This window comes from Microbacterium phycohabitans (assembly GCF_032464935.1).
Lineage (GTDB): Bacteria > Actinomycetota > Actinomycetes > Actinomycetales > Microbacteriaceae > Microbacterium > Microbacterium phycohabitans.
The window spans coordinates 213,702-234,565 of sequence record NZ_JAWDIT010000004.1 but is presented as its reverse complement, the minus strand read 5'-3'; the positions used below and the strand labels follow the sequence as shown (position 1 = coordinate 234,565).

Here is a 20,864-nt window from a genome sequence, read left to right as displayed (position 1 = left end):
GCCATCGTGCGATCCGCGTGCGGACCGCCGAAACCGGCCGGTCGGCGATGGGCCGGAGCCGAGCGGGGCCGCCGACGCTAGATGCGCGGCAGGAGCGCACGCGCCTCGGCCGAGGGCATCCCCGCCGCGACGAGCAGATCGACGGCGAGCGGGCGCATCGCGGCGATCAGGTTGAGCTCGCCGACCCCGCCCTCAGGGAGCAGCCTCGCGGGGTCGAGGCGACGGGTGAGGGCGGAGAGCGTCTCGCGGGCGGCGGGTTCGAGCGAGATGTCGTCGAGCCCCTCCCGCACGAGCCCCGCGGCGCGGGCGAGCTCGGCGAGCAGATCGGCGGGAACGGGCCGGGGCTGCCCGTCGGCGCACAGGTAGGCGGCACGGCGGGCGACGACCCGCAGGTTGCGCGTCGCGAGATCCAGCGCTTCCCGCACGCGTGCGTGGCGTTGCAGCTCGGTGCGCTGGCGGCGGAGGAACGGCGAGATGCGCGCCACCTCGCGGCCCGACTCGAGCGACCCGGACCACGCGTCGACGTAGGTCTGCAGGGAGCGCGCGCGCTCGAGGCCGCGCTCGGCCCGCGCGCGATCGCCTCGGCGCAGCGCGCGGACGATCGTCGCCATCGCCGCGTCGAGAGCGTCGAAGAGCTCGTCGGCGTCGCGGAGCTCGGTGCGCCGCAGCGTGCGCGGGATCAGCGCGGTGACGATCAGGGCCGCGACACCGCCGATCGCCCCGTCGACCAATCGCAGGAAGGGCGCTCCCGTCACGAGCACGAGAGCGATCAGCGACTGCACGACGGCCGCCAGGGCGAAACCCGGCTGCGGGGAGAGGAATCGCGCGACGACCAGGGTCAGCGTCATCGCCAGGGCGATCTGCCACCACCCGCTGCCCGCGACCAGCAGCACGACCTCCGCGATGGCGATGCCGACGAGCATGCCCACGACGGTCTCGGCCACCCGCCACGGGCGCGCGTCGCGCACGAGGCCGAGACTCGACACCGTCACGGTCGCGGCGAGCAGCGGGACGGGATGGCCGAGGACGACGTGCGCGAAGGCGAACGCGGCGGTCGCCGCCACCACGATCTGCGCGATCGCGGGCACCGACTCGCGCACGCGATGCAGCCGACGCGACAGCGTCGACCGCCAGCGCGAACGAGGGACGACGACCCCGACGGTCGTCGACGACTCGTCGCCGCTCATTCCGCCGCGCGGCGGCGGCCCAGGCGCGGCAGTCGCGGAACCGCGGCGGTCGCTCCGGCATCAGCCGGGACGACCGTCTCGGCGGACGCGGCGAGCGGACCGTCGGCGGTCATGACGACGAGGGGTACGTCCTCGGGAGCGGTGCGCTTGACGAGGGCGAGGGCGATCGGCCCCTCCTCGTGGTGGACGGCCACCGACGTGATGGTTCCGATGACCGTATCGCCGGCGCGCACCTCGTCGCCCCGGGCGGGCAGGATGTTGTCGCTGCCGTCGAGCTGCAGGGCGACCACGCGGCGCGGCGGGTGACCGAGGTTGTGCACCTTGGCCACCGTCTCCTGCCCGCGGTAGCAGCCTTTCGACAGGTGCACGGCCGTGCGCAGCCAGTCCATCTCGTGCGGCAGGAGCCGCTCGTCGGCGTCGACGCCCACGCGGGGACGCCATGCCGCGACGCGCAGCGCCTCGACGGCGTCGAGACCGGCCAGAGCGACCTCGCCACGGACGGCGGCATCGATCAGACGCACGTGTTCCGCGGCATCCACGATCGCCTCCGCCCAGTCGCGCTCGGCGCCGGGGTGCGGCTCGACCCGGGCGTAGGCCCACCCCCCGGGCGAGACCTCGGGCCAGGGATCCACCCACGCCGGGGCGACCGTCGTCAGCGCCGCGACGGCGGCACGCGTGCCCCCCACGACGAACAGGTCGTCGGAGCGGTCGCGCACCTCCACCCGCAGACGGAAACGCATCCGGTTCAGCCACGTCGCGAGGGCCTCGGCGTCGGACGCGTCCACGAGGAGCCACGTGGTCTCGCCGTCGTCGACCACCGCCGCGGCGTGCTCGACGCGACCCTGCGGGTCGAGGATGAGCAGCTCGGTCGACACGCCGGGAGCGAGGTGGGTGAGCGCCTGAGACGACAGCGAGTCGAGCCAGCTCCGTCGATCCTCGCCGCCCACAGAGATGACGCGACGGTCGCCGAGGGGTGCGAGGGCCCCACCGGATGCCAGCCTCCGCTGCTCCGCCACGGGCGAGCCGACATGGCGTAGACCCCGCTCGTCGACGACGGCACCGGGGACGTCGGTGAGCGCGCTCATCTCACTCCGCCCGCGCGAGACGGGCCGAGGCGTGCGAGCCGAGCTCGCGGCCGAGGGCGGCGATGTCCCACGCCCAGAGGAGGTGATTGTCGACGAGACCGTAGAGCCGCGTGGCGGCCGCGTACGGCTTCGCGCCGGCGGTGCGCACGACCGCGTCGGTCGCGAGGTCGATGCGCGGGCCCTTCACCTGCCCGACGTAGAGCTCGAGGACGCCGTCGGCGTGCGCGAGGCTGACCTCGATGTCGAATCCGCCGTCGGCGTTGCGCAGGGACTCCACGTCGTCGGCGGTGCGCTCGACGGCCGCGGCGGTCGCGGGGAGCAGTGCCGGACCGGCGTCGGCGTCGGTGGCGGGACGCGCCAGACGCCAGTATCCGATCTCGGAGACCAGCGGGCGTCGCTCGTCGCCGTCGAGCAGCCAGGCGTCGGCCGAGTAGTTGAGGAAGGCGCCTCCGTCGTGGCTGAAGCTCACGCGATGCGCGAACTCACCCGAGAAGGCGCGACCGTCGGCCTCGTAGTCGATGACGCCGGTGCCCTCCCAGACGCCGACGAGCCACGACAGGGGGACGAGGTCGGCCGGGAGGTCGGTCGGGATCTCGATCACGAGAGCGCTCAGCGCTGGCCGCGATAGAGGTTCCAGATGACCGTTCCCGACACGAACGCGATCGCCAACGAGGCGAGGCCGAGAAGTCCCACGAAGAACAGTTCGAGCGCGAGGAGGTCCATGCTTCGATCTTAGAGGGCGGCGAGCTCGGCCAGCGCGAAACCGGCCGTGATGACGCCGAGCACGACGAGCGCGCCGAGACTGCTGAGCGCCATCCGCTGGATGAAGGCCTGCGAGCGGCCGTACCAGAGCTGCACGGCGAACGCGGCGATGATGCAACCGCCCAGGGCGACGCTGATCCACTGGGCGCGCCACTCCGCCGGGGCGAAGAGGCCGATCGCGACGCCGGCCAGGGCGGCGAGCACCCAGACGGCGACGATCCCGCCGAAGGTGCGCCGCGGAGCGAGGTCGGGAGTGGACATGCCCCCATCATCGCCCAGGAGGCCTCGTCGGTGCACGCGAAGCGCCGGTGACGGTGCGCCGGGGCGCGTCACCCTAAGATGATCGGGTGCGCGGCAGGCCGCGCGGGGAGGTCCAACTTGGCTCAGCTTCTCGTTCTCAGCTCCGCCCCCGGCGGCGGTGCGGCGTTGCCCGCGCTCGAATTGCTGAGCCACCGCGTGCGCCAGATCCCCGCCGAAGCGGCGCAGCTGATCAACGCCCCCAGCGCCGACGTCATCTTCATCGACGCCCGCTTCGACCTGGTCGGTGCGAAGTCGCTGTGCAAGATCATGTCGACCACCGGCGTCGAGGCCCCGCTGGTCCTGATCGTCACCGAGGGCGGGCTCACGGCCGTGTCCACCGACTGGGGCATCGACGACGTCGTGCTCGTCGGCGCCGGCCCGGCCGAGATCGACGCGCGGATCCGCCTCGCCATGGGGCGCCGCACGGTCGATCAGGTGTCCACCCGCATCCAGACCTCCGGCATCACGATCGACGAATCGTCGTACTCGGCGAAGGTGCACGGCAAACCGCTCGACCTCACCTACAAGGAGTTCCAGCTCCTGCACTTCTTCGCCACGCACCCCTCGCGCGTCTTCACGCGCGAGCAGCTGCTCAGCGAGGTGTGGGGCTACGACTACTTCGGCGGCACCCGCACGGTCGACGTGCACGTGCGACGACTGCGCGCCAAGCTCGGCGATCTCGAGCAGCTCATCGGCACCGTGCGCAACGTGGGCTACCGCTTCAACGTCTACGAGGACGACGCGCCCGCAGCGGCATCCACCCCCGCCTGAGACGCGCGGAACCGCCCGTTCACTCCCGTGTCACCGACCCCTGCCATGATGTGGGGATGATGGAACACGACGCGCTGGATGCCGGACTCGGCGACGCCGACGACGACGACTTCGACGAGGCCGTCGAGGCCGAAGACGATCAGCTTCCCGACCACCGGTACCTCGACCGCGAGCTGAGCTGGCTGGCGTTCAATCAGCGCGTGCTCGAGCTGGCCGAAGACCCGACCGTCCCGGTCTTGGAGCGCGCGAACTTCCTGGCCATCTTCGCCAGCAACCTCGACGAGTTCTTCATGGTGCGCGTCGCCGGCCTCAAGCGCCGCATCGTCACCGGTCTCGCCGTCCCCACCAACGTCGGCCGCGCCCCGCTCGACGTCCTCACCGACATCTCCGCCGAGGCCCACCGCCTGCAGCTGCGCCACGCTGCAGCGTGGACCGAGAAGGTGCGCCCCGCCCTCGCCGAGGCCGGCATCGAGGTCGTCACCTGGGACTCGCTCGACGACGACACCGCCGCGCGTCTGACCGAGTACTTCCAGCGCAACGTCTTCCCGGTGCTCATGCCCCTCGCGGTCGACCCGGCGCACCCCTTCCCCTACATCTCGGGACTCTCGCTCAACCTGGCCATCCGCATCCGCAACGCCCGCACCGGGCGGCAGGAGTTCGCGCGCCTCAAGGTGCCGCCGATGCTCCCCCGCTTCGTCGAGGTCGCCGGCGACGGCCCGGGCGTGCGCTACCTGCCCCTCGAGGAGCTCATCTCCAACCACCTCGGCGACCTGTTCCCGGGGATGGAGGTGCTCGACCACCATGCCTTCCGCCTCACCCGCAACGAGGACATGACGATCGAGGAGGACGAGACCGAGAACCTCATCCAGGCCCTCGAGGCCGAGCTGCTGCGTCGCCGGTTCGGTCCGCCGATCCGCCTCGAGATCACCGAAGACATGGATGACGTGACCCGGGCGCTGCTGCTGAGCGAGCTCGACATCACCGAGCAGGAGGTCTACCGCCTGCCCGGCTCGCTCGATCTGCGCGGCCTGTTCGACCTCTCCCGCATCGACCGCCCCGACCTGCACTACCCGCCGCACGTGCCCAAGACCGCCCTGGCGTTCCAGCCGCCCGAGCAGAACGGGCGCGCCGATCTCTTCCGAGCGATCCGCAAGGGCGACGTGCTCGTGCACCACCCCTACGAGTCGTTCGCGACGAGCGTGCAGGCCTTCCTCGAGCAGGCCGCACGCGACCCCCACGTGCTCGCCATCAAGCAGACGCTCTACCGCACCTCGGGCGACAGCCCCATCGTGCAGGCCCTGATCGACGCCGCCGAGGCCGGCAAGCAGGTGCTCGCGCTCGTCGAGGTCAAGGCGCGCTTCGACGAGGCGAACAACATCGTCTGGGCCCGCAAGCTCGAGAAGGCCGGCGTGCACGTCGTCTACGGTCTCGTGGGTCTGAAGACCCACTGCAAGCTCGCCCTCGTCATCCGCGAAGAAGAGGGGCGGCTGCGCCACTACAGCCACGTCGGCACCGGCAACTACAACCCCAAGACGAGCCGCATCTACGAGGACTTCGGCCTGTTCACGGTCGACGACCAGGTCGGGCGCGATCTCACCCGCCTGTTCAACGAGCTCAGCGGCTACGCGATCGAGAAGAAGTTCAAGCGCCTGCTCGTCGCCCCCCTCCACCTGCGCAAGGGCCTGCTGCGACACATCGAGAAGGAACGCCAGAACGCCCTCGCCGGCAAGCCGTCGGGCGTGCGCATCAAGGTCAACTCGATGGTCGACGAGCAGATCATCGACGCGCTCTACCGGGCGAGCCAGGCCGGTGTGCGCGTGGAGGTGTGGGTGCGCGGCATCTGCTCGATCAAGCCGGGCGTGCCCGGGATGAGCGAGAACATCACGGTGCGGTCGATCCTCGGCCGCTACCTGGAGCACTCGCGCATCTTCTCCTTCGCGAACGACGGCGACCCGCAGATCTTCATCGGCAGCGCCGACATGATGCACCGCAATCTCGACCGCCGCGTCGAGGCGCTCGTGCGCGTGATCGACGAGAACCAGCTGCGCGAACTGACGACGCTGTTCGACCTGGCCATGGACGACCGAACCAGTTCGTGGCACCTGGGATCGGAAGGCGAGTGGACGCGTCGCAGCGTCGACGCCGACGGAGCGCCCCTGGTCGACCTGCAGGAGCACACCATGGCGCTCGTGCAGCGCAAGCGACGCGCACGGACGGCCCGGTGACCGAGACCGCCGTCTACGCCGCGGGCGGTGTCGTGTGGCGCATGGTCGAGGGCAAGCTCCGCGTGCTCCTCATCCACCGCACCAAGTACCGCGATCTGACGCTCCCCAAGGGCAAGGTCGACCCCGGTGAGACCCTCGCCGAGACCGCGGTCCGCGAGATCCGGGAAGAGACCGGCATCCGCGTGGCCCTCGGCGTGCCCGTGGGGGTGTCGAGATACCGGATGCCGAACGGCCGGACCAAGATCGTGCACTACTGGGCGGCCGAAGCCACCGACGCGGCCGTGCGCACCTCCAGCTTCGTGCCGAACAAGGAGGTCGCGGCGATCGAGTGGATGAGCCTGAAGAAGGCGCGCAAGAATCTGAGCTACCCCGTCGACGTCGAGATCCTCGACGAGTTCCAGCGTCTGGTCGACGAACGCGCTCTGCCCACCTTCCCCATCGTCGTCCTCCGCCACGCCAAAGCACGCTCGCGCGACGACTGGGAGGGCGCCGACGACGCGCGGCCTCTCACCCCGCGCGGTCGTCGACAGTCCCAGGCGATCGTGGGGCCGCTTCTCGCGTTCGGCGTGCGACGGGTCATCTCGAGCCCCGCCGAGAGGTGCGTCCGCACCGCGACGCCCATCGCCCAGGCGATCGGCCAACGCGTGCAGTTCTCCCCGTCGATCAGCCAGGACGCCTGGGAGGAGGGGCGCGCCGACGCGCGGTCGGTCATCGGTCAGCGGGTGCGGTCGCGCAAACCGGTCGTCCTCGCCAGCCACGGCCCCGTGCTCCCCGACATCCTGCACGAGCTCGCCCTCGCCACGGGAACGATGAGCGGGTCGTACTTGGGCAGCGCCTCGGCGTTGGAGCCGGCGGCGTTCTCCGTGGTGCACGTGCCCGTCGAGCACCCGGGCGCGGGCATCGTGGCGATCGAGACCCACGAGCCGCAGGTGTGACGCTCCCCACGGGGGTCGTCGTCGCCTGGGGCGAGGTGCCCGCGGGCACGGCGCGGCGAGCGGTGTCGCGGCGCCTGCTGGCCCAGCTCGTGCCCGAGGCGCGCTTCGCCTCGCGGTGCCCGACCTGCGGCGGTGATCACGGTCGCGTGCACGTGGAGGGGGCGGATGCCGTGGTCTCGGTTTCGTACGCGCCGGGGTGGGCGGTCGTCGCGATGACGCGGGAGCGTACGCGACTCGGTGTCGACACGGCTCCCGGTGGGGCGCGCGGACTGGAGCGGGTCCTCGCGGACGCCACGGCGACGGCGATCGACTGGGCCCGCGTCGAGGCGGTGCTGAAAGCGGACGGCCGGGGACTCGCGGTCGACCCGGCGCGCGTCGAGGTGCGCGGTCCCGGTTCCCCGTGGAACGCGGTCATCCGGCCGCGGACCCCCGACGATGCGCCCTCGTCCATCGTGTGGCGCGGCTGGGACCTCGACGCACCCGACGGCCTCGTCGCGGCCGTCGCCCTCGGCTGAGCCCGTCGCGCGCGGTCCGCTCAGGGACGCGGGGGAAGCGCCTCGTGATCGATCCATCGCGACAGCACGTCCGCGGCATCCGCTCCGCCGGCCCCCTCGACCGCGCGACGGAAGTCGTCGGTCGTCACCAGGCTGTGGCGGTTCTCGGCCGTCCAGGCGCGGAGCAGATCGAAGAACGCGGCGTCGCCGAGGGTGCGTCGCACGGCGTGCAGGGCGATTGCGCCGCGCTTGTAGACCCGGTCGTCGAACATGTCGTCGGGGCCGGGGTCGACCAGCAGCAGGTCGTGGGGCTGGGCGGCCAGGCCGGCGTGGTTCTCGGCGACGCAGGTCTCGACGTCGGCGCCGCCGGACTCTTCCGACCACAGCCACTCCGCGTAGCAGGCGAAGCCCTCGTTGAGCCAGATGTCGCTCCAGCGCGCGAGCCCGACACTGTTGCCGAACCACTGGTGGGCGAGTTCGTGCGCGACGAGCCGCTGTGCGGCGGGGACGAGGTGGTTCATGCCGAAGACGGCGAGCCCCTGCGCCTCGAGAGGGATCTCCAGTTCGTCGGCCGTCACGACGAGGCTGCACGCCTCCTGGGGGTAGGGGCCGAACAGACGGTCGAACAGCCGCAGCATCTCGGGCACCGTCGCGAACGCGCGATCGGCGGCCGCCGTCAACGCGGGCGGGGCCGTGACGGTCACGGGCGGGACGACGCCGTCACCGCTGCCGACGAGCGGACGCGTGCGGTACCGGCCGACGTGCACCGCCGCGAGGTAGGTCGCCGTGGGAACGCCGGAGAAGAAGGTCGTCGTCACCCGCCCGCCGCGGCGCGTGGTCGCTCCCGCCGCACCGGTGGCCGCGACCGTGTAGCCGTCGTCGACGGTGATCTCCATCCGCATTCCTGCGCGGGCGTCGGGCCGGTCGTTGCAGGGGAACCACGTGGGGGCCCCGATCGGCTGCCCCGCGACCAGGGCGCCGTCGGTGAGCTCCTCCCAGCCCACCGTGCCCCACCGGGAGCGTCGGGGCGCCGGGGCGCCCCCGTAGGTCACCTCCACCGCGAAACGCTCCCCCGCGGCGATCGTGCGGCCGGGGGTGACGCGCAGCACGCGCGGGCCCGCGGAGAACCGCACGGGTGCGCCGTCCACCCGGACGCGATTCGTCCGCAGGCCGACGAGGTCGAGGGCGAACGACGACAGTGCTTCTCGCGCGATGCCCGAGACCGTCGCGACCCCTTCGAGGCGGTTGGTGCGCACGCGATAGCTCAGCGCCAGGTCGTACGACTCGACGTCGTACGAGGTGTCTCCGCTCTGCGGGGCGTACGGGTCGGCGCCGCTCACGTCGTCGACTGGTAGGCGCGCACCTTCACCGCACGCCAGGGGCCGATGGGGTTGCCGCTCCACCGCGAGCCGACGGGGACGGTCTCGCCGCGCATGACCAGCGAGGCGGGACCGACGGTCGCGTGTGCACCCAGGGTCGAGGCGGGCAGCACGACGCTGTGGGGCCCGAGTGTGGCCCCGGGCTCGAGCTCGACGGTGTCCATGCTCATGATTCGATCATGGAAAAGGTGCGTCTGCACGACGCATCCCCGATTCACCGTCGACGCGTCGCCGAGCGTCACCAGATCCGGCTCCGGCAGCCAGTAGCTGTCGCACCAGACGCCCCGGCCGATGCGCGCGCCGAGGCTCCGCAGCCAGACCGCGAGGGCCGGGGTACCGGCCGCCGCGCGGGCGAACCACGGCGCCGCGACCATCTCGGTGAAGGTGTCCGAGACCTCGGTGCGCCAGACGAAGCTCGACCACAGCGGCTGCTCCCCCGCCCGGATGACGCCGACGATCGCCCACTTCGCGGCGGTGGAGACGCCCGCCGCGACGGCGCCGGCGGCGAGCATCACGACGCCCGACAGCAGCAGGGTCCACACCGGCCCGAGGCCCTCCCACAGCGCGGCGAGCGCGAAGATCACGCCGAGACCGATCCCGCACGTCACGACGACGGGAACGAAACGGCACAGCTCCCACAGGGTGCGGGCCAGCCGCAGCCCCGCGGTCGGCCGGTACGTGCGCGACTCGTCGCCCTCCGCCGACAGGCGTCGAAGGCGCACCGCGGGCGAACCGAGCCACGACGACCCGGCCTTCGCCTTCCGGGGCGCGGCCGACAGCACGGCGACGAGCCCGTCGCGCGGCACGCGGTGGCCCGGAGCCGCCATCCCGGAGTTGCCGAGGAAGGCGCGCTTGCCGATGCGCACGGGCCCGAGCCGCATCCATCCCGCGCGCAGTTCGTACGAGGCGACCATCGTGTCGTCGGCGAGGAACGCCCCGTCCTCGATGCGGGCCATCGACGGGATGAGCAGGACGGTGGACGCCTCGACGTCGCGGCCGACGCGCGCGCCCAGCATCCGCAGCCAGACGGGGGTGAACAGCGACGAATACAGCGGGAAGAGGATCGTGCGGGCGGCATCCAGGAGGCGCTCGATGGTCCACGCCTGCCAGGCGATGCGACTGCGGACCGGATGCGTTCCCTCGACCAGGCCGAGCGAGAACACGCGCACGAGCAGCACCACGGAGGCCGCGAACACGAGCCCGGTCACCGCGACGGCGGGCACGAGCCACGCGAAGGCCGCCCCCGCGGCCGCGGCGAGGGTCGCCGACCCGCGGATGCCCTGCGCGAGGACGAGCCCTCCGACGGTGAAGGCGGCCAGCGGCAGGATCGCGAGCAGCATCGCCGAGGCGGCGTAGGCCCACAGCCAGCGGGTCGGCATCGCCGGGCGCTCGGTCGGCCAGTCCTTCGCGGTGCCGCCGACACGGACGGCGGGGGAACCGGCCCACGACTGGTCCGCCTTGACGCGTCCGAACACGGCCGAACCCGGGGCGATCTCGGCGCGTCGCCCGATGCGCGTTCCCGGCGCGAGCGTGGAGCGCGCCCCCACCGTCGCCTCCGCACCGATGCGCACCTCGCCGATGCGCACGAGATCGCCGTCGATCCAATACCCGGTGAGATCCACCTCCGGCTCGATCGAGGCGCCGTCTCCGACCACGAGCAGTCCCGTCACGGGTGGCAGGGCGTGGAGGTCGACGTCGCGGCCGATGCGGGCGCCGAGGGCGCGGGCGTAGTACGACACCCACGGCGCTCCGGCCAGGCCCACGGCATCCACCTGATCGGAGATCTGCTCGGCCAGCCAGAGACGGATGTGCACCCAGCCACCGCGCGGGTAGTCGCCCGCCCGCACACCCGCGAGCAGGAGACGAGCGGATGCCACGGCGATCGCCATGCGCCCGAAGGGCGTCGCGAACACCAGCAGTCCGATCACCAGCGCGGGCCACGCAACGCTCGGCAGCACGTCGAAGCCGGGCAGCAGCCGAAGAATCGCGGAGGCGGTGAGCAGGTACATGAGCCAGCGGATGCCGGAGAGGATGAACAGCGGAGCGCCCAGGACCGTCTGCACCCATTGCGTCGCGCGCGGCGTGGGGACGGCGCGGTGGAAGGATGCCGGCGTCTCGTCGACCAGCTGCGGCCCCAGCGCCTTGGCCATCGCGCCCAGACGCGGCACGTCGTAGATGTCGGCGACCGAGAACTCGGGAACGCGCGCACGGATGCGCGAGACGAGCTGGGCGGCGGCGAGGGATCCGCCGCCGAGGTCGAAGAAGTCGGCCTTGCGATCGGTCACCGGCAGTCCCAGCACGGCCTGCCACTGCTCGGCGAGCCAGGACTCGTCGACCGAGAAGTCGGTGGCGGCCGGAGCCTCCACCCCCGGGAGCGGCCACGGCAGCGCCGCGCGATCGACCTTCCCCGACGTGCGCACGGGGAGCGCCTCGACGACGCCGAGCAGCGGGATCGTCGCCGCTGGCAGGCGCTCGGCCAGAAGCGCACGGGCGGCCGACCGGTCGAGCTCGCGGCCCTCCTCCATCACGAGGTACCCCACGAGCACCGGCACGCCGGCTTCGGTCGTGCGCACCGCGACGGTCGCCGCGCTCACCTGCGGGAGGTCCTGGAGGGCGGACTCGACCTCGCCGAGCTCGATGCGGCGGCCCCCGACCTTCACCTGGTCGTCGGCGCGACCCTGGAACACCAGTCCCTCCGACTCGAAGCGCACGAGGTCGCCCGAGCGGTACGCCCGCGCCCAGCCGAGGGTGGGCAGCGGCGCGTACTTCTCGGCATCCTTCGCCGGGTCGAGATAGCGCGCCAGCCCCACGCCGCCGATGATGAGCTCCCCCACCTCGCCCTCGGCCACCGGCTGACCCTCGCCGTCGACCACGGCGAGTGCCCACCCGTCGAGGGGTAGGCCGATGCGCACCGGGAGCGATCCGTCCAGCGGAGCAGCGCATGCCACCACGGTCGCCTCGGTGGGGCCGTAGGTGTTCCAGACCTCGCGCCCCTCGGCGACGAGGCGGGCGGCGAGCTCCGGCGGGCAGGCCTCGCCGCCGAAGATCAGCAGACGGACGTTCTCGATCGAGTCGGCCGGCCACATCGCGGCCAGGGTGGGGACGGTCGACACGACCGTGATCCCCTGCCGGAGCAGCCATGGCGCCAGGTCCTCGCCGGAGCGCACGAGGGAGCGCGGGGCGGGGACGAGGCACGCGCCATGCCCCCAGGCGAGCCACATCTCCTCGCACGACGCGTCGAAGGCGACGGAGAGGCCGGCGAGCACGCGATCGCCGGGGCCGAGAGGCTCGTCCTGCACGAAGATGCGCCCCTCGGCCTCGACGAACGCCGCCGCCGAGCGGTGCGTGACCGCGACGCCCTTGGGCACCCCCGTGGAGCCCGACGTGAAGATGATCCACGCGTCGTCGTCGACGGTGGGCGGTGCGACGATCGGCACGGCGCTGGTACTGGGATGCGGCGCCGCTCCGTCGTACAGCCGCACGAGGTCGCCCGCGGTCTCGTCCGAGACGAACTCCCCGTCGCCCGCGATGATGCCGCGCACGCCCGCCTCGCCGAAGACCAGCCGCGCCCGCTCGTCGGGATCGTCGGCGTCGACGGGCACGTAGGCCGCCCCCGCGGCCATCACGGCGAGGATCGACACGTACAGCTCCTTCGACCCCGAGGGCATGCGCACACCCACCCGGTCGCCGCGTCGCACTCCCGCGTCGTGCAGGGCCGCCGCCGTCCGCCAGACACGGGCCAGCAACTCTCGATAGCTGAGGGCGCCGGAGCCGTCGTCGATCGCCGATGCTTCCGGATGCCGCGCGGCCACCGCCGACAGCAGATCGATGAGCGTGCGCGCGGGGGCCGCGGCATCCGTTCGATCGAGCGGAGCCTGGGCGGCGGAGGCAGAGGTCGTCACGGGGGTGAACAGTACAAGGCCCCGGGAAACACCCCGTACGGGCCACCCCGGTTCACCTTCCGTTCACCCACGCAACGCACACTCTTAAGAGTCGCTGTTTACCGTTCCCGACGAACCCTGCACCGGGTTCCGTTCCCAAACATGCGAAGGATTCACACCGTGAAGCTCTCCCGACTCGCCCAGCTGGGCACCCTGGCCGCCGTGGCCTCCCTGACTCTCGCCGGCTGCGCCGGCACCTCGGGCTCCGGCGACGCCGCGGGCTCCTCGGCATCGCCCACCTCGTCCGACGTGGCGTTCAGCATCGACCCGAACCTCTCGGGCACGATCACGGCGGGCGGCTCCAGCGCCCAGTCCAACGCGCAGGCCGCGTGGACCAGCGCCTACAACGCGCAGGCCAAGGGCGTCACGATCAACTACGACAAGTCGCAGGGCTCCGGCGGTGGCGTCACCAACTTCCTGAGCGGCGCGTACGACTTCGCCGGCTCCGACGCCCCCCTCAACGCCGACCAGACCGCGCAGTCCGAGGCTCTGTGCACCGAGGGCGGCGTCAACATCCCCGTCTACCTCGACGGCGTCGCGATCATCTTCAACATCCCCGGCGTGACCGATCTCAAGCTCTCGGGCGAGACCATCGCCAAGATCTTCGCGCTCCAGATCACCGACTGGTCCGACCCGGCCATCACCGCCGACAACGGCACCGCGCTCCCCGCCGGCGCCATCACCACGGTCGCGCGTTCGGACGGCTCGGGCACGACCCAGAACTTCACGAACTACCTCGCCGCGACCCAGTCGTCGGTGTGGACCTCCCCCGCCGGCAAGGACTGGCCGATCGAGGGCAACGTCTCGAAGCAGAAGGGCGGCTCGGGCGTCGTCGAGGCCGTCAAGGCCGGCTCCGGCACCATCGGCTACGCCGACCACTCGGCCATCGGCGACCTGAACGCCGCAGCGATCGTCACCGACGGAACCGCTGTCCCCTACAGCGCCGAGGCCGTCACCGCGACCTTCGAGGCCGCCGCGGTCGACGCCAGCAACGGTGTCGAGGGCGACCTGTCGAAGAAGTTCGACTACTCGAAGCTGACCGCCGACTCCTACCCGATCCCGCTCGTGTCGTACGCGATCACCTGCTCGACGTTCAAGGACGCCACGCAGGCCGAGCTCGTGAAGTCGTACCTCGGCTTCGTCACCAGCACCCTCGGCCAGCAGGTCGCCGCGAAGAACGCCGGCTCCGCCCCGCTGCCCGACTCGGTGCTCGAGGCGGCCGCCGAGACGCTCGCCGCCATCAAGTAAACATCTCTTCGGTTTCGGCCCGGCCCGCACCTCGCGTGCGGGTCGGGCCGGGCTGATCGGAACGGTCGACCCGATCGAACGCTCCGCTGAGCCGAATCCTCAGAGACCACCCGACCGAGGAGCACCCATGACCCGTGCCGAGCGTGAGGTCCCCCGTGACTGACACCGTCTCCGACACCGAGACCGCCCCGACCGAACCGACCGATCCGAACGCCTCGACCCCGGCCCGTACGAGCATCGTGGGCAAGCGCCGACTCGGTGACTCCGTCTTCCTCGGTCTGTCGACCACGGCAGCGGTGTCGATCATGATCATCCTCGCGGGCGTCGCGATCTTCCTGATCATCCGCGGCCTCCCGGCGATCACGGCCAACTGGAGCGAGGGAGACCTCGCCGGCTACCAGAACGGCCAGTGGTCGAACTTCTGGGAGTACGTCGGCCCGTTGCTGTTCGGCAGCGTGTGGGCGGCGTTCATCGCCATGATCATCGGGACCCCGGTGGCCATCGGCATCGCGCTCTTCATCTCGCACTACGCGCCCCGCCGCGTCGCCGGCGCCCTCGGATACGTGGTCGACCTGCTCGCCGCGGTGCCCTCGATCGTGTTCGGCCTGTGGGGCATCATCGTCATGCGCCCGCTGCTCCTGCCCGTCGGGGAGTTCCTCAACCAGTACCTCGGGTGGATCCCGCTCTTCCAGGGGCCCGTGTCGTCGACCGGCTCGACGATGCTCACCGGTGGCGTCGTGCTCGCGGTGATGATCCTTCCGATCGTCACCTCGATCACCCGCGAGATCTTCCTGCAGACCCCGCGCCTGCACGAAGAGGCCGCACTCGCCCTGGGCGCCACGCGCTGGGAGATGATCCGCCTCTCGGTGTTCCCCTACGCCCGCAGCGGCATGGTCTCGGCCACGCTGCTCGGGCTCGGTCGCGCGCTCGGTGAGACCATGGCGATCGCCTTGATCATCTCCCCGAGCCTCATCTACTCGGTGCTGCTGCTGACCGACGGGTACAACTCGCAGACCATCGCGGCCAACATCGCGCTGAACTTCCCCATCGCGACCGACCTGCAGCGCTCCGCGCTCATCGGCACGGGCCTCATGCTCTTCGTCATCTCGCTGGCGGTCAACATGTTCGCCCGCTACATCATCGGCGCGACGGGCCCCGGCGCCAAGGGTCGCAAGAAGGGCAAGCGCTCATGACCGTCACGGCTCCCTCCGCGCCGCTGGCTCTCACCAGCGGCCAGCTGCCCCGTTTCATCGAGCCGATGGTGCTCGTGGGCGTCGCGATCGTCGTCGCGGGCCTGCAGCTGCTGTTCGGCGGGTTCAATCTCGCGGCATGGCTCATCCTCACGGCGGTGCTCTACCTGATCGCCATCGGCGTCGGTTCGAGCATCGTCGAGAACCGTCGCAAGGCCGTCGACCGCGTCGTGCGCGGACTCGTGACCGCGGCGTTCCTGCTCGCCGTCGCCCCGCTGATCTCGACGCTCTGGACGGTCGTGTCCAAGGGACTCGCCGTGGTGAACCTGCAGTTCATCACCCAGGTCGGCGGCACGGCGTTCGACCCCGACACCCTCGAGGTCGTCGCAACCGCCGGCGCCTGGCAGGCGATCACCGGAACGCTCATCATCACGGGGATCGCCGCCCTCATCTCGGTGCCGATCGGCATCCTGGCCGCGGTCTACCTGGTCGAGTACGCCCAGCCGAACAACCCGCTGCGTCGGGCGATCACCTTCCTCGTCGACGTCATGACGGGCATCCCCTCCATCGTCGCCGGTCTGTTCGCGTTCTCGCTGTTCAGCCTGATCGTGGGCCCGAAGGCGTTCAGCGGGTTCTCGGCATCCATCGCCCTGTCGGTGCTGATGATCCCGATCGTCATCCGCTCCACCGAGGAGATGCTGCGTCTCGTGCCGGCCGACCTGCGTGAGGCCTCCCTCGCCCTGGGCGTGCCGCGCTCCGCGACCATCATCAAGGTCGTGCTGCGCACGGCGGCCTCGGGCATCATCACCGGCGTCGTGCTCGCAGTGGCCCGCGTCGTGGGTGAGACCGCGCCGATCTTCATCGCGGCGAGCTTCACCGACAACTTCAACGCCAATCCGTTCGAAGGCCCGATGCAGACCCTCCCCGTCATGGCGTACACCGCGTACAGCTTCCCCGGGCAGGACATCGACGCCTCCCAGGCCCAGGCCTGGGGAGCCGCCTTCCTCCTGGTCGTCCTCGTCGTCATCTTCAACCTGATCGCCCGTATCGTGGCGGCGGTGTTCGCGCCCAAGGCGCGCTGAGCCCAGAAAGGCACCTTTCGTGTCCAAGAGCATCGAGGTCCAGGACCTCAACGTCTACTACAGCGATTTCCTCGCGGTCGAGGGCGTCTCGATCGACATCGAGCCTCGCTCCGTCACCGCCTTCATCGGACCCTCCGGCTGCGGCAAGTCCACGTTCCTGCGGACCCTGAACCGCATGCACGAGGTCATCCCCGGCGGCCACGTCAAGGGCCGCGTGCTCATCGACGGCGACGACCTCTACGGTCCGGGCGTCGACCCCGTGCTCGTGCGTCGTCACGTGGGCATGGTCTTCCAGCGCCCGAACCCGTTCCCCACGATGTCGATCCGTGAGAACGTGCTCGCCGGTGCGCGCCTGAACAACAAGCGCCTGTCGAAGAGCGACGGCGACGCCCTCGTCGAGAAGTCGCTGCAGGGCGCCAACCTCTGGAACGAGGTCAAGGACCGCCTCGACAAGCCCGGCGGCGGCCTGTCCGGTGGTCAGCAGCAGCGTCTGTGCATCGCGCGCGCCATCGCGGTGTCTCCCGACGTGCTGCTGATGGACGAGCCGTGCTCGGCCCTCGACCCGATCTCGACGTTCGCGATCGAGGAGCTGATCTCCGAGCTCAAGAACGAGTACACGATCGTCATCGTCACGCACAACATGCAGCAGGCGTCGCGCGTGAGCGACAAGACGGCGTTCTTCAACATCGCGGGCACCGGCAAGCCGGGCAAGCTCATCGAGTACAACGACACCTCGACGATCTTCACGGCGCCGACTGTGCAGGCCACCGAGGACTACGTCTCGGGACGCTTCGGGTAAGCAGTCCGATGCGAGTGCAAGGCCCCCGCTCCGGCGGGGGCCTTCTTCGTCCCTCGGCGGTCTCGGGTCAGCCGCGGCGACCGAGCAGGAAGCCGTTCAGCTCATCGGTCAGGGCGTGGTCAACGGAGAGGGGGCGGCCGTCGACGGCGGAGATCGGGGCCGCGAGGCGCACGCTCGACATGAGCCAGGCGGCATCCGCCCGCTCCAGGTCGGCAACGGGAACGTTCTCGTACGCTGTCGCGAGGCCACGCTGCTCGAGGTGCGCGAACACGCTGAGCTGCGTCGTACCGTGCAGGATCCCGGCGCTCGGCGCGGGAGTGACGAACCGGCCGTCGATGCGCAGGAGCACGGATGCCGTGGGCGCTTCGAGCACGAACCCGTCGGTCGTGACGAACACCGCGTCGTCGGCTCCCCGGCGCTTCGCTTCTCGGATCGCGGCCATGTTCACGGCGTACGAGAGCGTCTTCGCGCCGAGGAGGAGCCACGGCGCGCGGGCCGGGACGTCGAGCGGGTACCCGCGATCTAGCGTCACGACGCGGACACCGTCGCGTCGCGCCGCGGCGTTGTCGGGGGCGGTCGCGAGAGTGACCCAGGCGGTCGGCGTCGGGCCTCCCTCGACGCCGCGGCTCAGGATGAGCTTGATGACGCTCTCCCCCGGTCCCGCCTCGGCGCAGACGCGCTCGACCGCGGCGCGCCACTGCGCGAGGTCGGGTGCCGGCAGATCGCAGAGCGACGCCGAATGAGCGAGACGTTCGAGGTGCGGGCCGACCTCGTGGGGGTGCCCGTCGACGACCCCGATCGACTCGAACACGCCGTCGCCGCGCTGCGCGCTCAGATCGCCAAGCTGCAGGGCCGGGGCGGTCGGATCGATCGGGCGGAGCGTGCTCGCGACGTCGCCGACCTCGTCGTCGGATGCCACGGGGTCGATCATGAGAGCGAAACGCCAAGCCATGCTGCGAGCCTAGACGGAGGTGCCGACACGCCCGGGCCTTGTCAACGGGGGCCGCGGAGGGAATGTCTCGGGGGCGGCCTTGTTACACTTCTCTAGCCGGGCCGCAGTAACCCCGGGCTCCATCTTCTGCCGCTATGAGCGGCCTTGCGCCGAGAGGCGTTCTGCGGTCCGGCACTTCTCTTTTCCGGCATCCATCGCCGACGCGGGGCTTTCGCGTGACGTCGTTCCGCCCAGCCGCTCCCCTCCCCTCACGCGCACGGCGTGACCCACGGCACCCTGCCCTGCTGCGAGTGTCCAGGACACGCCGATGGAGTGTGCGCGGACGCGGCGTGTGCTGGACGCTCAACAGGGAGAGGGCCGCTGGCGCAGGGTGCGACGGCTCAGGTGAGGGCGTCGCGGCGCCAGAGCGACGCGGAGGCCGAGAGGTCGTCGGCGTAGGTCGCAAGGCGCAGCGCGCGCGTGGTGAGCGCCGTCGCGCGCTCGGACTCCGTGTTCTCGTAATCGTCGGCGAGATGCGTCGAACCGGCGGCCTGGACGCGGCAGAACGCGGCGGCGCGATCGAGAGCGACCGCGAAGTCGCCCTCGAAGAGACCGCGCAGAATGGTGTCGATGAGCTGCACGAGCTCCTCCGGTCCGGCCGGGGCGGGCGCGCCCGCGACGACCGCGTCGACGGTGGCCATCTCCACCCGTCCACGCTCGTAGAGCAGCGCCGCCGTCGCGGCGTCGTCGTGGATCATCAGCTGCAGCAGGTACAGGCGCCACAGCGCACCCGGGAGCGACCGAGCGGGCGACCGCGACCAGAGCTCCGCGATGTCGTCGATGCCGTGATCATCGGTGAACGCGACGAGGCGCTCCACCACATCGACGCTCGGATCCGCGCGAACCCGTGACAGCAGGGCCTGAGCCGTGCTGTGGGCGACGCGCGACACCTCGGCGGGGTCCTCCGCCGAGAACAGGCGGTCGAAGAGCTCGGCGGGTCGCCGGACCGGCTTGTGGAATTCGCGGGGTGAATCGCTCATCGTTCCAGGCTAGGGCGTGCCCCGCGGGGGCGGGCCGGACGGCACGAGGCGACCGTCCGACGACCGCGGGTCAGGCCGTCGCGACAGTGACGACGGGCGCCGTGCTCGGAGTGCCGTCGGGCGAGCCGCCGTCGGGCTCGATGGTCACGGCGATCACGTCACCGCTGTGCATCTCGCCCTGCAGGACCGCTGTCGCCTTGCCGTCGGCATCCGGCTTGAAGGTGCCCGCGGCGATCGGCGTCTGATCGCGGACGAACCAGAGCTCGTAGGTCTTGCCCTGCTCGGGAGCGGGCATGCCGTCGGTGACGAGCACGCTCTGACCCGTCGACGGAGACCAGTGCGCGGTCGCCACGGTGCCATCGGCCATCGTCGCGGTCGCCGACTGCGCGTCGGGGGCGTCTTCGATCTGCTGCAGCGCCACGACGGCGGCCGGCGGGGCGAAGATCTGGCTGACGGTCACGGCACCGAAACCGAGCACGAGGACGGCCGCGAACGAAGCTGCGAGCGTGAACCATCGACGCGGTCCCCACCCGGATGCCGCGGACGGGCCGACGGCGACGGTCTCGCGCTCGGGCTCGACAGGGGCGGCACCCAGGGCGGCGAAGTCTTCGTCGTCGAGGCGCGGCGAGAGGTCATCTCCCGACATCGCGGGTGAGGCTGAGTCCTGGGGGAGCTCCGAGATGCGCGCGAACAGGGATGCGCGCACGGACGGAGGAGGCTCGACGGGCTCGACGGAAGCGCTGATCGCGGCGACGATGTCGCTCGCGTCGCGGACGTGGTGGTCCCAGTGCGGATTGCCCGCCAGTGCCTCCTGGTACGCGCGTTCATCTGCCTCCGACAACGCATGCAATGCGTGTCCGACGGCGAGGTCGGCGAAATCCCTCTCGTTCACTTGTCCACCCCCATTTCCATCCTCAGTCGCGACAGACCGTCGCGCATCCTGGTCTTGACCGTACCCAGCGGCGCCCCGACGAGGGTTGCGATCTCACTCTGGCTGTATCCACCGAAGTAGGCGAGCGTGAGGGCTTCCTTCTGGGCGTCGGGAAGCGTCGCCAATGCATCGACGACGCGCCGCCCTTCCATTTTCAGTTCTACTCTCTCGGAGACGTCGTCGTAGGCGACGTCCATATCGCGGAATCCCGCGCGTACATCCCGATCCGTGCTCGACTGCGACGACCGAACCCGGTCCACCGCTCGCCGATGCGCGATCGTGAGCACCCACGATCTTCCCTGACCTCTATTCGGAGTGAACCGTGCGGCGGATTGCCACACCTCGAGAAAAACCTCTTGGAGGACTTCCTCGCTCTGGGCGCGGTCGACGAGGACGCGGAGGATGAGTCCGAACGCGCGAGCGGAGAGGGCGTCGTAGACCGCCGCGAACGCGGAGCGATCGCCATCGGCGACGCGCAGCAGAAGAGTACCGATCTGGTCGGCAGCGCCCGCCCCGTCGTCGGGGAGGTCGTAGCCGTCGATCACCATGGCATCCATCATTGCC

General features: G+C 71.1%; 18 protein-coding genes. 8 read left to right on the top strand and 10 right to left on the bottom strand.

The window, feature by feature from the left end; genetic code table 11:
- Window positions 1–77 precede the first annotated feature (77 nt).
- From RWH44_RS12405 to RWH44_RS12390, 4 genes are all read right to left on the bottom strand, one after another.
- Window positions 78–1,187 (bottom strand): FUSC family protein, encoded by a 1,110-nt coding sequence (locus tag RWH44_RS12405; RefSeq protein WP_316004806.1) that lies wholly within the window; start codon window positions 1,185–1,187, stop codon window positions 78–80.
- A complete protein-coding gene (gene ygfZ, locus RWH44_RS12400) occupies window positions 1,184–2,272 on the bottom strand; it encodes a CAF17-like 4Fe-4S cluster assembly/insertion protein YgfZ (protein ID WP_316004805.1) in 1,089 nt (362 codons plus the stop codon). The genes RWH44_RS12405 and ygfZ overlap by 4 nt, the downstream gene beginning before the upstream one ends.
- Window position 2,273: 1 nt before the next feature.
- On the bottom strand, window positions 2,274–2,873 hold the full coding sequence (locus RWH44_RS12395; protein WP_298873448.1) for a heme-binding beta-barrel domain-containing protein: 600 nt from the start codon (window positions 2,871–2,873) through the stop codon (window positions 2,274–2,276).
- Window positions 2,874–3,004: 131 nt separating this feature from the next.
- Window positions 3,005–3,295 carry a hypothetical protein gene (locus RWH44_RS12390; RefSeq protein ID WP_298873450.1) on the bottom strand — a complete coding sequence of 97 codons (291 nt, stop codon included), beginning with the start codon at window positions 3,293–3,295 and terminating at the stop codon, window positions 3,005–3,007.
- Window positions 3,296–3,412: 117 nt separating this feature from the next.
- Here RWH44_RS12390 and RWH44_RS12385 point away from each other — a divergent pair, with 117 nt between their 5' ends.
- From RWH44_RS12385 to RWH44_RS12370, 4 genes are read left to right on the top strand one after another with little or no spacing between them, the layout of a single operon-like run.
- Window positions 3,413–4,105 carry a winged helix-turn-helix domain-containing protein gene (locus RWH44_RS12385; protein ID WP_316004804.1) on the top strand — a complete coding sequence of 231 codons (693 nt, stop codon included), beginning with the start codon at window positions 3,413–3,415 and terminating at the stop codon, window positions 4,103–4,105.
- 56 nt (window positions 4,106–4,161) lie between these two features.
- On the top strand, window positions 4,162–6,330 hold the full coding sequence (locus tag RWH44_RS12380; protein WP_316004803.1) for an RNA degradosome polyphosphate kinase: 2,169 nt from the start codon (window positions 4,162–4,164) through the stop codon (window positions 6,328–6,330).
- Window positions 6,327–7,265, top strand: a complete 939-nt coding sequence (locus RWH44_RS12375; protein ID WP_316004802.1) for an NUDIX hydrolase — start codon at window positions 6,327–6,329, stop codon at window positions 7,263–7,265. The genes RWH44_RS12380 and RWH44_RS12375 overlap by 4 nt, the downstream gene beginning before the upstream one ends.
- Window positions 7,262–7,780 (top strand): 4'-phosphopantetheinyl transferase family protein, encoded by a 519-nt coding sequence (locus RWH44_RS12370; protein WP_316004801.1) that lies wholly within the window; start codon window positions 7,262–7,264, stop codon window positions 7,778–7,780. The genes RWH44_RS12375 and RWH44_RS12370 overlap by 4 nt, the downstream gene beginning before the upstream one ends.
- A 20-nt stretch (window positions 7,781–7,800) precedes the next feature.
- On the opposite strand, the gene RWH44_RS12365 is transcribed toward RWH44_RS12370, so the two are convergent.
- Window positions 7,801–9,099, bottom strand: a complete 1,299-nt coding sequence (locus tag RWH44_RS12365) for a M1 family metallopeptidase (RefSeq protein ID WP_316004800.1) — start codon at window positions 9,097–9,099, stop codon at window positions 7,801–7,803.
- Complete coding sequence (locus tag RWH44_RS12360; protein WP_316004799.1) at window positions 9,096–13,040, bottom strand: Pls/PosA family non-ribosomal peptide synthetase; 3,945 nt, start codon at window positions 13,038–13,040, stop codon at window positions 9,096–9,098. Before RWH44_RS12360 ends, RWH44_RS12365 begins: the two co-directional genes overlap by 4 nt.
- A gap of 159 nt (window positions 13,041–13,199) precedes the next feature.
- Between RWH44_RS12360 and RWH44_RS12355 the strand changes: the two genes are divergently transcribed.
- The 4 genes from RWH44_RS12355 to pstB all read left to right on the top strand — a co-directional run bounded on the left by RWH44_RS12355 (window position 13,200) and on the right by pstB (window position 17,398).
- Window positions 13,200–14,327 carry a phosphate ABC transporter substrate-binding protein PstS gene (locus RWH44_RS12355; RefSeq protein ID WP_298873463.1) on the top strand — a complete coding sequence of 376 codons (1,128 nt, stop codon included), beginning with the start codon at window positions 13,200–13,202 and terminating at the stop codon, window positions 14,325–14,327.
- A gap of 155 nt (window positions 14,328–14,482) precedes the next feature.
- Window positions 14,483–15,520, top strand: coding sequence for a phosphate ABC transporter permease subunit PstC (pstC, locus tag RWH44_RS12350; protein ID WP_437127294.1), 1,038 nt, complete (start codon window positions 14,483–14,485; stop codon window positions 15,518–15,520).
- Window positions 15,517–16,599, top strand: coding sequence for a phosphate ABC transporter permease PstA (pstA, locus tag RWH44_RS12345; protein WP_298873465.1), 1,083 nt, complete (start codon window positions 15,517–15,519; stop codon window positions 16,597–16,599). Before pstC ends, pstA begins: the two co-directional genes overlap by 4 nt.
- Window positions 16,600–16,618: 19 nt before the next feature.
- Window positions 16,619–17,398 carry a phosphate ABC transporter ATP-binding protein PstB gene (gene pstB / locus RWH44_RS12340; protein ID WP_264631205.1) on the top strand — a complete coding sequence of 260 codons (780 nt, stop codon included), beginning with the start codon at window positions 16,619–16,621 and terminating at the stop codon, window positions 17,396–17,398.
- 67 nt (window positions 17,399–17,465) lie between these two features.
- On the opposite strand, the gene RWH44_RS12335 is transcribed toward pstB, so the two are convergent.
- From RWH44_RS12335 to sigK, 4 genes are all read right to left on the bottom strand, one after another.
- The gene (locus RWH44_RS12335; RefSeq protein WP_316004798.1) at window positions 17,466–18,350 is read right to left on the bottom strand and encodes an aminodeoxychorismate lyase; all 885 of its coding nucleotides are present in this window, start codon (window positions 18,348–18,350) and stop codon (window positions 17,466–17,468) included.
- Window positions 18,351–18,730: 380 nt separating this feature from the next.
- On the bottom strand, window positions 18,731–19,369 hold the full coding sequence (locus RWH44_RS12330) for a DNA-directed RNA polymerase subunit beta (protein ID WP_298873470.1): 639 nt from the start codon (window positions 19,367–19,369) through the stop codon (window positions 18,731–18,733).
- A gap of 70 nt (window positions 19,370–19,439) precedes the next feature.
- A complete protein-coding gene (locus RWH44_RS12325; RefSeq protein WP_316004797.1) occupies window positions 19,440–20,261 on the bottom strand; it encodes an anti-sigma factor in 822 nt (273 codons plus the stop codon).
- The gene (gene sigK, locus RWH44_RS12320; RefSeq protein WP_298873472.1) at window positions 20,258–20,860 is read right to left on the bottom strand and encodes an ECF RNA polymerase sigma factor SigK; all 603 of its coding nucleotides are present in this window, start codon (window positions 20,858–20,860) and stop codon (window positions 20,258–20,260) included. The genes RWH44_RS12325 and sigK overlap by 4 nt, the downstream gene beginning before the upstream one ends.
- Window positions 20,861–20,864 lie beyond the last annotated feature (4 nt).